Consider the following 13858-nt stretch of genomic DNA (forward strand, 5'->3'; position numbering starts at 1 on the left):
AAAATTTGGTGGATTTTCGCTAGTAACTCGTCTTTAGGGTCAAATTATTCGTTGAATTGTGGCGAAACGTGTACTTTAACGAAGCTTAATGGCCGATTTCTGTAAAAACTGATGAAGCTGGCAGCTCATCTGTCAGAACAGCGAGTACTCTCAGATTAAGAAAACCTAATGTTGCTCGCTATAGCCGCGAGTCCTTTCTTGGTTCAGGGCACTCTAGGGATCTGCGCTACTTTATTTGTTCCCTGTCTGACTATGTCTATGACCCAGTCATTTCAGTCATCCCAGGTTCAGCCACTTTTTCCTCCAGTCAATTCAGTGCGGAGCCGACCTCAAGTTCGCCGCCAAGCTGATATTGACCCTCGGCAACGAAGGGAGTATGAAGCGGCGATCGCCCGTTGTGATCAAGCGATCGCCCGAAAAGGTGATGATGTGAGCGCCTGGTACCAACGGGGACAGGCTCAAGCCAACTTGGGAGCCTACAATGAAGCGATCGCCAGTTTTAACCAAGCGCTAAGGAGCCAGCCTAATCATGCTGCCGCTCTAGTGTTTCGGGCTGTGGCTTTCATTCACTTAAATTGTTACGAAGAAGCCTTGCTTAGTTGCAATACAGCTTTAGCGATTCAGCCTCACCATGCAGAAGCTTGGTTATTCCGAGGGGTAGCACTACGTTATCTCAACCGCTACAGAGAAGCTTATGCTAGCTACGACCATGCCCTGGGAATTAGCAGACCTGCTAACTGGCTGAACCTGATCTCCAGAATTTTTGGTTGGTTTCGGCAGTAACACTACAAACGCTGACTGCAAACGCTGACGTTTTTATAGAGTTAGTAGAATAGAAGCTAGTGAATTTGAGGGCCAGTTCTCTGGTTAAGCAAGTCTATAGAAACGATCTACGGCAATCTTCAAGGTCTAAAATCTAGTCAGCTTAAGCAGCTGCAACGTTTGTACCATCAACGGCTACCGGGCGATCGCCTCACCACATCTGAATTCGCCCAACGACTAGCTGCCATTAGTACAGATCTCAACCAGCCTGTTTGTGTCTACATCAACCGGCGCGGTCAGGTTATCCGGGTTGGAGTGGGCACGCCCCGTCAAACTCAGATTCCACCTCTAGAACTACCGCGTTACGGGGCCGAACGTCTCAGTGGCATTCGCTGTTTGGCGACCCAATTAAAAATTGAACCACCCAACGAAGCTGCTTTGACTGCTATGGCAATTCAGCGGCTCGATAGCTTGGTGATGATTACTTTGTCAGGTGCAGGATTTGAGCGGCGTGGGGGTGGAGCAACAGGCTATGTTAAGCACGCTTACTTAGCGCATCTGGTCCCACATCCAGAAGCGAACTGGACTGTTTCACCACCAACCGACCTGGATGATTTAGCGGCTCAAGATTTTCTAGATTTAGTAGAAAATTTAGAAGCAGAATTTGAGCGCGAATACGTCGCTCAACAAGTCGATCGCGACCACGATCAGGTGTTGATTGTGGGCTTGATGACCGATGAACGAAAATCGCAGCGTTTCCAAGATGGCTTAGTCGAATTGACTCGCCTAGTGGAAACTGCGGGCGGCACTGTGGTAGAAACCTTAACTCAAAAGCGCTCTCGCCCCCACCCACAGACCGTGGTTGGCGAAGGCAAAGTTCAAGAAATTGCGCTTGCCGCTCAAACAGTGGGTGCAAACTTAATTGCTTTCGATCGCGACTTACACCCAGCCCAAGTACGTAACTTGGAAACTCAAATTGGCATTCGGGTGGTCGATCGCACTGAAGTAATTTTAGATATTTTTGCGCAACGGGCTCAGTCTAGAGCCGGGAAACTGCAAGTAGAGTTGGCCCAGTTGGAATACATGCTGCCGCGTCTGATCGGGCGGGGACAAGCTATGTCACGCTTGGGCGGTGGGATTGGCACCAGAGGCCCTGGTGAGACCAAGCTAGAAACCGAGCGTCGTGGCATCCAGCGGCGAATTTCTCGGTTGCAGCAAGAAGTCAACCAATTACAAGCTCACCGTTCTCGGTTGCGGCAACGACGCCAGCATCGCGAAGTTCCATCGATCGCGATCGTGGGTTATACCAATGCTGGTAAGTCTACGTTATTAAACACATTGACCAACGCGGAAGTGTATACCGCCGATCAACTCTTCGCGACGCTCGACCCTACCACCCGACGCCTGATCATCCAAGACGCCGTGACTCAGGAACCTCGCTCTATTTTGCTGACTGACACGGTTGGCTTTATCCATGAGCTACCGCCGTCGTTAGTGGATGCATTCCGAGCCACTTTGGAGGAAGTCACAGAAGCAGATGCTTTGTTGCATTTGGTGGATCTCTCCCATCCAGCTTGGCAAAACCAAATTCGTTCAGTCATGAAGATTTTGTCCGAGATGCCCATCACGCCGGGACCCGCGTTAGTGGCTTTCAACAAAATTGATCAGGTGGACGGAGACACCTTAGCCCTCGCTCAAGAAGAATTTCCTCAAGCTGTATTTCTCTCCGCCAGCGATCGCCTAGGGCTAGAAACCTTACGTCGGCGACTAGCTCAACTTGTGGACTATGCGGTTTCTTCCTGGGGCTAAACTAAGATCAAGAAACATTGCTTAACGATTGAGGTTGCTATGGCTTCTAAAGTTGAAATTTACACTTGGCGGACCTGCCCTTTCTGTATTCGGGCTAAAGCACTCTTAGACAAAAAAGGAGTTGAATACACCGAATACAGTATCGATGGTGATGAAGCAGCTCGCGCTGAAATGTCCCAACGTGCTAATGGCAAACGTTCTCTGCCCCAAATTTTCATTAACGACCAGCATGTTGGTGGTTGTGACGACATTCATGCCTTAAACGCTCAAGGCAAGCTTGATCAGCTTTTGCAGACTGCTAGCTAATTACTTATAAGTTAGCTAGTACATCGTGTAACGCCAAAAGCGATCGCATTTCCACTCAGTTGTTTCGTTAGTGCAAAAGTAGCCACACCGTTGCAGAGGGTAATTCATTGAAATTCGCATTTATTATTGACCCCATTCAAAAACTTGATCCTTGTCATGACACGAGTGTTGCCCTCATGGAAGCAGCACAAGAACTGGGTCATGAGGTATGGGTAACTCAAGCGAATTTATTGAGTGTGGTGAATGGTAAAGCCTGGGCAATTTTAGAACGGGTCAAGTTGACGCCCATTCAGTTAATAGATGGCCGCTGGGTGGCTGCTGAATCTTGGTATTCCCTAGGGAGTTCCTTGCAAGATTCCACCCAGGCTAAGAGTTTCGGCAATCTACGCCCGCTAGAGGAGATGGACGTAGTATTTATGCGAACCGACCCGCCGGTGACTACGGCTTACCTCTACGCTACTTATATCCTGGACTACATCGACCCCGCTAGAACCTTAGTCGTTAACTCGCCTAGTGGTTTGCGAGCGGCTAACGAAAAAATGTATGCCCTCCAGTTTACCGAGGCGATCCCCACCACGATCGTGACGCAAGATAAGCAAGTGATTCGCCAGTTTGTAGAGCAGCAAGGAGCTGCGGTGCTCAAGCCGCTAGGTGGTAAGGCGGGGGAAGGCATCTTGTTCTTGCAACCAGGCGATCGCAACCTGAATTCGATGATCGAAATCAGCACCTTCCAAGGCCAACTGCCGATCATGATTCAGACTTACCTACCGGAAGCAAAAGCAGGTGACAAGCGAATTATCTTGCTAGACGGAGAGCCAATTGGAGCCGTTAACCGCGTGCCCACAGGCAATGAATTCCGGGGCAACATGGCAGTTGGCGGCAGGGTTGAGTCAGTGGATATTACCCCCAGAGAACGAGAAATTTGTGCTCAACTCGCTCCAGTGCTGCGGCGAGATGGCTTGATTTTTGTGGGGATTGATGTGATTGGTGGCTACCTTACTGAAGTTAATGTCACCAGCCCTACAGGAATTCGGGAGATCGATCGCCTGAACCAATCCCGTGTGGGTTATCAAGTGGTGCAGTGGCTAGAGAAGGCTCAAGCTAGCAAGCTCAGCTTCTCCTCCCCTGCCTAGTCGTTCAACACTAAGTGAGAGTTGTGGAGCTGTGATGGGCGAGCTACATCCGCCCATCATGGTTGAAATTGAGTATTTGATTGGGCATTAGGCATCCGCCCACTGACGAAGCAAATTAGCATGGCTTTTAGAAATTAAGTCGAACTCTGTGGTCTTGCCCTGCTTTTCAAACAAAGCTCGACGAGCTACATCTAGATCAAACAAAATTTCGCGTTTGTGGGGGTCACGCACTAAGCTTTGGACCCAAGCTACAGCGACTAATCGCACGCCTTCAGTCACAGGATTGACCCGATGCAGCGTAGAAGAAGGATAGACAATGGCTGAGCCTGCTTCTAGCTTAAATGTAGTTTCTCCCTCAACTCCCTCAATCACCAGTTCACCGCCGCCGTAGCTGGAAGGCGAACTGAGAAATAGTGTTAAGGAAACATCCGATCGCCACAACTCTTGACCTCCCATCAGGGCGTTATCAATATGGCTGCCGTAGGACATGCCTGATTCATAGCGACTAAACAACATTGAGTGAATCAGTCGAGGCTGGACAGCAATTTGAAAGAGGGGACTGCGCCTCAAAGCATTTTTGATTGTCTCTTTCAGATCTTGGCTGTAGCTAGCTTCATTTTTAAGCTGGGTGTTTTGCTTCACCAACTTTGCGTGCCAACCTGCTGTAGTTTTGCCATCGACAAAATCAGATGCGTCGAGGCTAGAAACGGCAGAATTGAGTTCTTCCGATGATAGGACATCAGGGATGGTCAGCATCATTGCAAGCAACCTCGAACAGCGGTAATCACAAAAAGGGACAAGCCATAAATTGGCCGAGTTCTAGCTTAATCAGTTCTGGCGGCTTTAGATTGCAATAGACTTAAAAACTTGTAGAATGAGCGACTTATTTATAAAGTACATAAAGAACTGAGGAGAAATACTCAATGCGTGCAAAGTCGGCTGGGCTGCTACTACTTCTAGGTTTGATCGCTCCCGTAGCAGGATGTGGCACAGAAAACGAAACTGCTCCCCCTGTTGAACAGACTGGTGGAGCAGGTGGTGAGGCAGGAACCACCACTTCTCCTTCCCCAGATGCTCAAGGCAGTGCTGGTGAAGGTGGCGAGGGCGGTGAAGGTGGCGAAGAAGGAACCACGACTTCTCCTTCTCCCTCTCCTGGCGGTGAAGGTGGCGAAGGCGGCGAAGGTTAAGGTTGAAATTCTCGACCTTTAACTAAACACTGCCACCCTATCTTTGGAGCCGTAACATCCCAATCGCTTTTTGCAGTTTGGGAAGTAGCGGCTCTATATAAGAAGGCCAGCCAATCAAAATGGGTTGCTTGTGGGCTAGCGTATCTGGATCAAGGGCATCTGGAGTAAAGCGGATTGGTTGCCCTTCTAGGTCGCAACAAACTAACCCTGCGGCTTTAGCGATCGCTAAAGGACCCGTCGTATCCCACAGCTTCACCCGTCCATTGAAATAAACATAAAGCCCTGCTCGGCCACAAATTACTTCCATGACCTTAAGGCCAAAACTGCCTAGCGTGTAGAACTGTACATCTGGAATTAGCTTTGCGATCGCTTCCCCAAAGTTGTTTTGATCTTTTGTGCCGATGATCATGGGGCAAAACCCAGATTGAGGTGGCGGTGGCTCTACAGGCTCTAACCGCTCGCTATCCTGTCCTGGTTTTTCTTGAAATAGTCCCCAACCGCAGCCGCCATAATACATTTGGTTCAGCATTGGCGCATAGACCCAACCCGCGATCGGTTGGTATTCCTGCAACAGTCCGACCATAATGGCGAACTCTGCTTTGCCTTTGATAAAATCCTCAGTGCCGTCTAGCGGATCAATCAGCCAAAGCTGCGAGTAGTGATCTCCAAAGGCTTGTCTTGATTGAGTATTCTCCTCCGTAATCAGACCATCGTGAGGAAATAAATTTGAGAAAGCTGTCGTCAATTCTTGATCTAAGGCGCGATCGACATTCGTTACGTAGTCATCCGGACCTTTTTGAGAAACTTGGAAATGCTCTTTCGCCAACCGTTCTACTTGCAAGCCGCAGCTACGAATCACTTGGCGAATTTTTTGATCTTGTTCAGTAGAAGGCAAGGGCATAGCAGGCGATCGCAACAGGGTTGGGACTATCTATCTTGGAAGTCACTCCCGTAAGTCTACACGATTGGCATAAAAAAACGGGCTAACCCGTTTTAGTGGTTAACCCGTAAGCTTGGGAACGCGCAGAGAAATTACTTTTGCAGAACTAGTTTAACGTTGGCATTTTGCAGACCAGGCCGCTTAACTTCTGCCAGAGTCTTATTAACTGCGTACTTTTGATTAATGGAGTTGATGAGTTCAGTTTGGTTGTGCTTCTTAGCAACGCCCCAAAGGTCAGCAATGAGATCGAAAGAACCATCACTATTGCGAGACCAGCCTAGGTCGTATTCACCTTCGAGAACAGCAACGATATCAGAACGAACTCTTTGACCGTTGTAGCCACGGACATCAGCTTCAGTCTTGACCGAGATACCCAAATCACGCAAGGAAGCCTTCAGGATTTCGGCATCAGTGATCTTGGTGCGCAGAGTGCTGAAGTGAGACATTTCGGATTTCCTCCTGGAGAGATTGAGAGAAACGACAACGTTTGATGTGATGAGAGGTTTACCGCGATGGTGGCACGGTATTTTGTCAAACTGCTAGCAACAACTTGCTAGCCTTTCCTCCTGTTGGGAGCAGGAGTGAAAGCCTTTAGAACTCCAGTCGCTGATATTCTGCGACGGAAGATGCAGCAGGTCGCGCGCGCTGCCTTGCCCAGTCTCTTAGGGCTGTCACCTGCTCGTTCATTGTCTTAGACAGAGGCAATGTTGACTTGATCGCAGCGATAATGTCGAGCTGAGTAAACTCCCGTTCTTGGGCGAATGCCTCATACATCGCTGCAATCAACGCCTGTTCAATTTCTGCCCCAGAAAAACCATCACAAACAGTCGCGAGCTGGTCCAAATCAAACCGAGCAATTTCACGCCGCCGCTTGCTTAAGTGAATACTAAAAATCTCTTTGCGTTCTTCTTTAGTCGGCAGATCGACAAAGAAGATTTCATCAAAGCGCCCTTTTCTAAGAAACTCTCCTGGTAAGCGCTCCACCCGGTTAGCAGTCGCCATCACAAACACCGGAGAAGTCTTCTCTTGCATCCAGGTCAAGAATGAACCAAAAATCCGACTAGAGGTACCGCCATCCGAATCCGCAGAGCCAGTGCTACCTGCAAATGCTTTATCAATCTCATCGATAAACAAAATCGCGGGAGAGATTGATTCAGCAGTTTTTAAGGCATTGCGCAAGTTGGCTTCAGAGCGGCCTACCATTGAGCCGTCGTAAACTCGGCCCATGTCTAGACGAATCAGGGGCAAACCCCAGAGTCTAGAAGTGGTTTTAGCAATCAGCGACTTTCCGCAACCTGGAACTCCTAAGATCAGCATGCCTTTTGGTTGAGGCAAACCATATTCTCTGGCTCTTTCTGTAAAGGCGTTAGAGCGCTGCTTGAGCCAATGCTTGAGTTCTTCTAAACCGCCAACGGAATTAATCGTCTCGTCTTCTTCGATGTACTCTAAGATTCCGTTACGGCGAATAAGTTGCTTCTTTTCAGATAAGACAATGTCTACTTCTGCTTCGGTCAGGCGACCCGCTGTAACTAAGGCTTTACGATAAACTTTTTCGGCTTCATCTCGGGTAAGTCCCAGAGCCGCTTTGAGGAGTTTTTCTCGTGCTTCGGTTGTAATCCGACGGTTGCGAGGTAGTTGGTCTAGTTGGTTAGATAGCACTTGATTTAACTCAGCCATTGTGGGCAGAGTGAAATCGAGGACTACAACTTCCTTTTCTAACTCGATCGGAACTTGCTGCACGGGAGACATCAAAATAATAGTTTTTTGTGTTCCCTTAAATCGGGCGATCGCATCTCGGAGACGTCGTGTAACTGCTGGAGAATCTTTGAAGGGGTGCAAATCCTTAAACAGGAATACACCAGATGGTTGCCGAATGGCCCAATCAATCGCTGCTTCTGGAGAAACAGTGTTGTTTTGCACAGGACTACGGGACTGTTCGTGCCCTACCATTCCTTCAGTCATTGTCCAGATGAATAACTGAGGACGCTGGGGTGACCTAGCTTGAACAATTGCAGCTACTGCCTGCTCAGCCCGTTCCTCTTCAGAGGTAACTAGATAGATAAGAGGGTATTGAGCTTGAATTAAAATATTGAGCTCTTCTTGCATGACCATCGACCTACTAGAGACGGTGCAGACATTGCTAGATCCGAGTTCACCCGACCTGAAATTAATGCGGCACCCTTGCTAGCATTAACCTACAGGTTAGAGCCTTAACAAGGAACGAGTTCCTCGCCCGGCTGATTAGGATTAGAGCCAACCTTTTGAGCTTGCTGAACTGGCAAAGATTGCCCAGCTTCATCTAACACACCTGGCTGATTCTTAAGAGCAAGCATTTCTCCGTTCTGGACCACAACCGAGCTAGTGCACTCTGGACAGTTGTAGACCTGATGAGATTGGCCGTAGGATGCTTCCACCTCATCTACCAACTCTGGGTGAGCCAGGTAGAAGACAACAGCTCGTTCAACAATTGTTGACATAGGCTCTGCATCGACTGCTGCCCGAATTTTCAACTTTCGATGCAGCTCCGGTGAAAGATACAACGTAACCTTTTGCTTCTCTTGCATATAACTTCCAGTTCTACCCGGGTATGTATCTGTCAGAATATCGAGTCTGATACTTGCTGTCAAGATGGCAAGACGTCATGACAGCATTATTGTTACTTTTGTTTACAAAACAGGGCTAGCCATTCAACGAATGAGAACGAATCAGACAGTGAACCCTTATCGCTCTGTAACTAACCCTAGATCAGCCAGGTTGTCTGTCTTGGCTAGTTTATTGGCTAGCTTGGTTCTCCTAACGAGTTGTCGTAGTTCTGAGATGCCACTTGCAGGGACATGGAAGACCTACCATAACCCGCGCTATAACTTTGAATTTCCCTATCCCAGCAGTTGGACTGCCGAGCCATCCCCCGACAATCAGGATGGACAGGCTTTTCGCGACCCTAAAAATCCTCAAGCTGAAATTCGAGGGTGGGCAGGACATCAAGTTAAGCCCTTTACTACTAAGCAAGCTAAGCAGCAAGCGGCTCCTGTACCCTCATCAAAGGCAAACTTCACTACCGCTCAAGGTTTATCTGGGGCGCTTAATGTCAACATTGGACCCGAAATCAGTTCGATGACACTGGCGCTACAACAAGGCGACATTCGCTACCACTGGCAAGCGCGATCGCCCAGTCAGCAGTTCGACGACTACTACCGCTTCTTCTATTACATTGCTCAGCAATACCGAGTGCCACCTCCATCACAGCAACCTTAGACCCGCAGAAGTGAACTTAGAAAGGGCCATTTCAGAAATTAAGTTAACAAGTAGCTAGAAATTTAAACAGACTGAGTAAAATAGCAAATATCAAGTGCAGCATTTAAACCAAATCCCCTCAGGGCGAGGATTGAGCGCACCCAAGCTGAGCCGTAATTTACACTTCTTCAACCTCATTATCCTTTAGCAGTAGGTCAAAACCGAGTTGTCAACCAGAGCACCTTTAATCGAGAAAAAACAAAATCGTGATTTACCCCAAATCAACGAGCGCATTCGATTTCCTAAGATTCGGGTAATTGATACTGATGGTGCACAACTAGGTATTCTTACCCCTCGTGAAGCGCTGCAAATTGCAGAGGAAAAAGAACTAGATCTCGTACTGGTTAGTGATAAAGCCGATCCGCCGGTTTGCCGGATTATGGATTACGGCAAATTTAAATTTGAGCAAGAGAAAAAAGCTAGAGAAGCTAAGAAAAAGCAGCATACTTCCGACGTGAAGGAAGTAAAGATGCGCTACAAAATCGAAGAACACGATTACAACGTTCGCATTAACCAGGCCGAGCGTTTTCTCAAGGCAGGAGACAAGGTCAAAGCGACAATTATGTTTCGAGGCCGTGAGATTCAACATAGCGACTTGGCTGAAACTCTGTTGATGCGGATGGCGAAGGACTTGCAGGAAATGGCTGAAGTTCAGCAATTTCCTAAAAAAGAGGGACGCAATATGATGATGTTGCTTGCGCCTAAAAAAGCCTAAGCCATCAGCATCCATATAGTCAGTCTCCAGCAAGCCTCACAGCTTCCTTAGCGATTATTGCGGTTTCAGTCATAAGGCTGAGGCAGAGGCGATCGCAGAGCCTAGACGTGGATTAACACATCTATATCTCTTCGTAACGTCTCAAACAATATTAAAAATTTCCAAGAACAAGGTTGCCTATAAAGCAGCCTTGTTCTTTTGCGTTATATCACTCTATCGCCAGAACGTTACCAAGATTCAAGCTGCTTGTACTTACTAAAACAGAGTCAAGGTTGGGAACGCTAAAAAAGCAAGGTTCTGCTTAGATTTGCTTCAGCACTGTTCTCCTATAGTAATTTTGCTGTTTAAGTAGACACAGCCAGCCCAGCGTAGCCCCAGGAAGCTAATTTGGTGCAGAATCCTGTTCAGAAAGTGTCATCAATTGACATTGGCTCCTGTCTTGTGAGCTCGAAGCAGATTTTTACTCTCAAGTCGCCACTTGCAAACCTGCGGTAAGCCGAACTCATTAATAGACTGAGTGCGACGAGCGGGAGAAATCATGTTTAGATGAGAAGCAACTCAACCAGGCTGCGATAGAGGAAATCAACGCTACATGACGCTAAAAAATCGGTGGCTTGCTAAAGATAGCCTTGGCCAAAAGCTACTGCGATGGGTCAACCTCCGCCCGGAAGAAAGCGAACGTACCATGTTGATGTTTGCTTTTTACACCACAACCTCTATAGGGTTGCTGTGGTTAGAAGCAAGTACAGTCGCCCTGTTCTTGAAGGAATACGGAGCCGATAAGCTGCCCTGGATTTATATTGCTAGCGCTGGTATTGGGTCAAGTCTAGGGTTTATCTACTCTTGGATGCAGCGAATTCTACCGTTGCGTCGAGTGATTGTTCTAACTGCGTTATTAATGGCAGTTCCCTTGCTCTTGTTTCGCTTTGGCCTTGATGCAGCAGGCGGGGCCACAATTGGCAGCCTTACGGTTCTAAGTTTGACCGTTTTGTTGATGCGGCTGTGGCTAGAAGCTATCTACGTGCTCAACGACCTCAATACCTCCATTACCGCCAATCAACTTTTTAACATCCGAGAAATTAAACGAACTTTTCCATTAATTAGTAGTGGCGTGTTAGTGGCAGATGTCATTAGCGGGTTTTCGCTGCCATTTCTCCTCTCGTTCATCAAGCTTTCTGATGTCATTCTAATTTCCTGCCTCGTCATGGCTTTGGGGGCAGGGGTTTTGTTCTACCTCAGCCAAAGTTACAACCAGTTTTTTCCAGAGGCTCCACGCAGACGTCTGGAAGAAGCGCATCCTGATCACCTGATTGCCCGTCGCCTCAAAGGGCCGTTACGCCGTTATGTCATCTTGTTGTTTGCCTTCTTCATGATGGCGCAGGTCTTGTTCTTGCTGGTAGATTTTCAATTTCTGAGCCAATTGGAGAACCAGCAATTAGAAGGGCAAGGATTGGTCGGTGGGATTGCTAGCTTTTTAGGCCTCTTTAATGGTGTCCTTGGCATTTTTGAGCTAGCAACGCAGTGGTTTGCCTCTAGCCGAGTTATTGAGCGCATTGGGGTGTTTACGACCGCGATGTTTTTGCCAATAGCAATTATTGCTTTGGGCTCTTTTTCGATGACAGGTCTCGTGCCGCTTTTTGTTGGGTTAGTGATTCTTAAGTTTTTAGATGAGTTACTGCACTACACCTTATTTACCAGCACTGGCCCTGTGCTTTTTCAACCGTTACCGGAAAGCGTCCGCAGTGGGCTGCAATCTTTGGTCCGAGGTGTGGCTGAACCGATCGCCACTGGTTTAACCGGACTCAGCATTTTAGGGATTATTTGGTTTTGTCGGAACACCCAGATAGGCGTACAGCTACAAGATTGGATCTTTTTGGCCCAAATTATCCTTCTGGCAACGATTTGGTTATGCACAGTTTGGTTGCTACGGAGCCGCTATGTTGGGCTACTGGTGGTAGGTGCAGAACGGGGACAACTGAGTATTTCAGATGTCGATTTGCGGGAGCTAAAGCGAGCTGTAATTGAGACACTCAATCGTCCAGGTACAGAAGCAGATAAGCGTTCTTGCATTGAATTACTCAGCCAGATCGATCTCCAAAATGTAGGGGAAGCGCTAGCTCCATTGTTAGCTAATTTGCCACCAGCCTTGCAGCGACAGAGTTTAGAGGCGATGTTGGTGCATCCCAGTGAATCTTACGTAAACCCAGTTAGAGCCTTAATTGAACAACCTCTGTTTCCAGAAGTGTTGGCAGTAGCGTTGCGCTATATTTGGCTTACAGAGCGAGAGCCTGACATTCGCCAGTTGCGGCCTTACTTGCGCCCAGAGGTTGATGCGGTGGTACGAGGCACGGCTGCGTCTCTCATGTTGCGCCGGGGCACACCTCGACAGAAAGCGGAGGCTACCAACACCTTGCGGCAAATGCTCACCCATAAACAAGAGCGGGAGCGGGTGATGGGGTGTCGCGCTTTGGGAGAAGCTGTTTATTTGCAAGCGCTGCGGCTTTACATCCCGACTTTGCTACAAGATGAATCTTTGCGAGTGCGTTGTGCTTTACTGGAGGCGATCGCAGCCACTCATTTAGAAGAATATTATCCTTCTCTGCTGCGGGGCTTGCATTACAAATCCACCCGTGAAGCCGCTATGCGGGCACTGGTCAGGCTAGACAATGAGGCGATTCCGCTGTTAGTAGAGCTGGCAGAAGATATTCACAAACCCGATCTAGTCCGGATGCAAGCTTGGAGCGCCATTGGGCAGATTGCGAGTCGAGAGGCCTTAGATGTACTTGTGGCTCATTTGATGACGGCTTGGGGAGCCAACCGACGCAATGTTCTCCGAATCTTGTTGAAAATGCCCCATGAACTCGGAATTGATGCGATATCCGATCGCTTGGGACGAAGTGGGGTTGAAACCCTAATCGATCAAGAAATTCTGTTTATTGGTCAGCTTTACGCTGCCTTAGTCGATCTCAGTTGGGAACAAGTTTTAGGGGCAGAAGCGGATTTACTGCGCCGGGCCTTAGCGGATGTGCAAACGGATGCCGTGGAGCGCTTATTTTTGCTTATGAAGGTACTTTATCCTTTAGAAGCGATTCAGGCAGCTTCGATTAATCTACAATCTGCTTCACCATCGAGCGTGGCTCAGGGTCTGGAAATTCTAGACAATACTTTAGATATCGCTAACAAGCGGGCTCTACTGAGTGTGCTCGATCGCCGTCCAGACTTAGATAAATTGCAAAGCCTCTCTGATATGGTGACCTATGAACCGATGAAGGCCAGCGATCGCCTGCGCTACTTATTAGATTTGCGTTACTTTCTACCTGACTGGCCTTTAGCTTGCTGTTTTCACTTAGCCCGCCAAGCTCGCTGGAGCCTGACGTCTGAGCAGATTTTAGCTTGTCTGCGCTACCCCACAGGGTATGTGCGAGAGGCAGTCCTGACTTATTTGAAAGTTGCCTCTCCGAGAGCACTCAAGGAGCTTTTGCCCAAGCTCACCAATGACCCAGACCGATTGGTAGCCGCTCAAGTACAGCAGATGATGGCAGAATTGGGCTTAAAGCATTCCAGACCTCAACCAAACGGCTCTAAACCACCGGGCCCCGCTGCTAATTTCTCTGATATCGCAGGCTTAGAAACTATTTAACGCTCCAGCGTTGCGCTCTAAGCCACGGTAACTTTTAGACCCGTTCTTTAAATCCTCGTTCTCTCGCTGCGT

Annotated in this window: 13 protein-coding genes; 8 read left to right on the plus strand and 5 right to left on the minus strand. The window is 48.3% G+C overall.

From position 1 onward, the window contains the following. The first annotated feature begins 258 nt into the window (after positions 1 to 258). From H6F68_RS24550 to gshB, 4 genes are all read left to right on the plus strand, one after another. Positions 259 to 783 carry a tetratricopeptide repeat protein gene (locus H6F68_RS24550; RefSeq protein ID WP_190563098.1) on the plus strand — a complete coding sequence of 175 codons (525 nt, stop codon included), beginning with the start codon at positions 259 to 261 and terminating at the stop codon, positions 781 to 783. 159 nt (positions 784 to 942) lie between these two features. Beyond that, on the plus strand, positions 943 to 2571 hold the full coding sequence (gene hflX, locus H6F68_RS24555; protein WP_399315117.1) for a GTPase HflX: 1629 nt from the start codon (positions 943 to 945) through the stop codon (positions 2569 to 2571). A gap of 39 nt (positions 2572 to 2610) precedes the next feature. Beyond that, positions 2611 to 2877 carry a glutaredoxin 3 gene (gene grxC, locus H6F68_RS24560; protein ID WP_190433449.1) on the plus strand — a complete coding sequence of 89 codons (267 nt, stop codon included), beginning with the start codon at positions 2611 to 2613 and terminating at the stop codon, positions 2875 to 2877. A gap of 107 nt (positions 2878 to 2984) precedes the next feature. Next, positions 2985 to 4010, plus strand: coding sequence for a glutathione synthase (gshB, locus tag H6F68_RS24565; RefSeq protein ID WP_190563100.1), 1026 nt, complete (start codon positions 2985 to 2987; stop codon positions 4008 to 4010). Between the two features lie 87 nt (positions 4011 to 4097). On the opposite strand, the gene H6F68_RS24570 is transcribed toward gshB, so the two are convergent. Beyond that, positions 4098 to 4769 carry a Fe2+-dependent dioxygenase gene (locus H6F68_RS24570; protein ID WP_190563102.1) on the minus strand — a complete coding sequence of 224 codons (672 nt, stop codon included), beginning with the start codon at positions 4767 to 4769 and terminating at the stop codon, positions 4098 to 4100. 164 nt (positions 4770 to 4933) lie between these two features. On the opposite strand from H6F68_RS24570, the gene H6F68_RS24575 reads away from it, so the two are divergent. Next, positions 4934 to 5197 carry a hypothetical protein gene (locus H6F68_RS24575; RefSeq protein ID WP_190563104.1) on the plus strand — a complete coding sequence of 88 codons (264 nt, stop codon included), beginning with the start codon at positions 4934 to 4936 and terminating at the stop codon, positions 5195 to 5197. A 37-nt stretch (positions 5198 to 5234) separates the two neighbouring features. Here the strand turns inward: H6F68_RS24575 and H6F68_RS24580 are convergent, their stop codons facing one another. The 4 genes from H6F68_RS24580 to H6F68_RS24595 form a co-directional block, all read right to left on the minus strand. After that, positions 5235 to 6098: a 3'(2'),5'-bisphosphate nucleotidase CysQ gene (locus H6F68_RS24580; protein WP_190563105.1), complete on the minus strand. Its 864-nt coding sequence runs from the start codon at positions 6096 to 6098 to the stop codon at positions 5235 to 5237. A gap of 131 nt (positions 6099 to 6229) precedes the next feature. Then, on the minus strand, positions 6230 to 6583 hold the full coding sequence (locus H6F68_RS24585) for a DUF1257 domain-containing protein (RefSeq protein WP_190433455.1): 354 nt from the start codon (positions 6581 to 6583) through the stop codon (positions 6230 to 6232). A 145-nt stretch (positions 6584 to 6728) separates the two neighbouring features. After that, the gene (locus H6F68_RS24590) at positions 6729 to 8243 is read right to left on the minus strand and encodes an AAA family ATPase (protein ID WP_190563107.1); all 1515 of its coding nucleotides are present in this window, start codon (positions 8241 to 8243) and stop codon (positions 6729 to 6731) included. A gap of 104 nt (positions 8244 to 8347) precedes the next feature. Then, the gene (locus H6F68_RS24595) at positions 8348 to 8614 is read right to left on the minus strand and encodes a hypothetical protein (protein ID WP_242024631.1); all 267 of its coding nucleotides are present in this window, start codon (positions 8612 to 8614) and stop codon (positions 8348 to 8350) included. Positions 8615 to 8765: 151 nt separating this feature from the next. On the opposite strand from H6F68_RS24595, the gene H6F68_RS24600 reads away from it, so the two are divergent. The 3 genes from H6F68_RS24600 to H6F68_RS24610 all read left to right on the plus strand — a co-directional run bounded on the left by H6F68_RS24600 (position 8766) and on the right by H6F68_RS24610 (position 13786). Next, positions 8766 to 9392 carry a hypothetical protein gene (locus H6F68_RS24600; RefSeq protein WP_199300313.1) on the plus strand — a complete coding sequence of 209 codons (627 nt, stop codon included), beginning with the start codon at positions 8766 to 8768 and terminating at the stop codon, positions 9390 to 9392. Between the two features lie 205 nt (positions 9393 to 9597). Then, positions 9598 to 10146, plus strand: coding sequence for a translation initiation factor IF-3 (gene infC, locus H6F68_RS24605; RefSeq protein ID WP_190433461.1), 549 nt, complete (start codon positions 9598 to 9600; stop codon positions 10144 to 10146). A gap of 592 nt (positions 10147 to 10738) precedes the next feature. Further along, positions 10739 to 13786, plus strand: coding sequence for a HEAT repeat domain-containing protein (locus H6F68_RS24610; protein WP_190563109.1), 3048 nt, complete (start codon positions 10739 to 10741; stop codon positions 13784 to 13786). Positions 13787 to 13858 lie beyond the last annotated feature (72 nt).

It is taken from the genome of Trichocoleus sp. FACHB-262, assembly GCF_014696035.1.
Lineage (GTDB): Bacteria > Cyanobacteriota > Cyanobacteriia > FACHB-46 > FACHB-46 > Trichocoleus.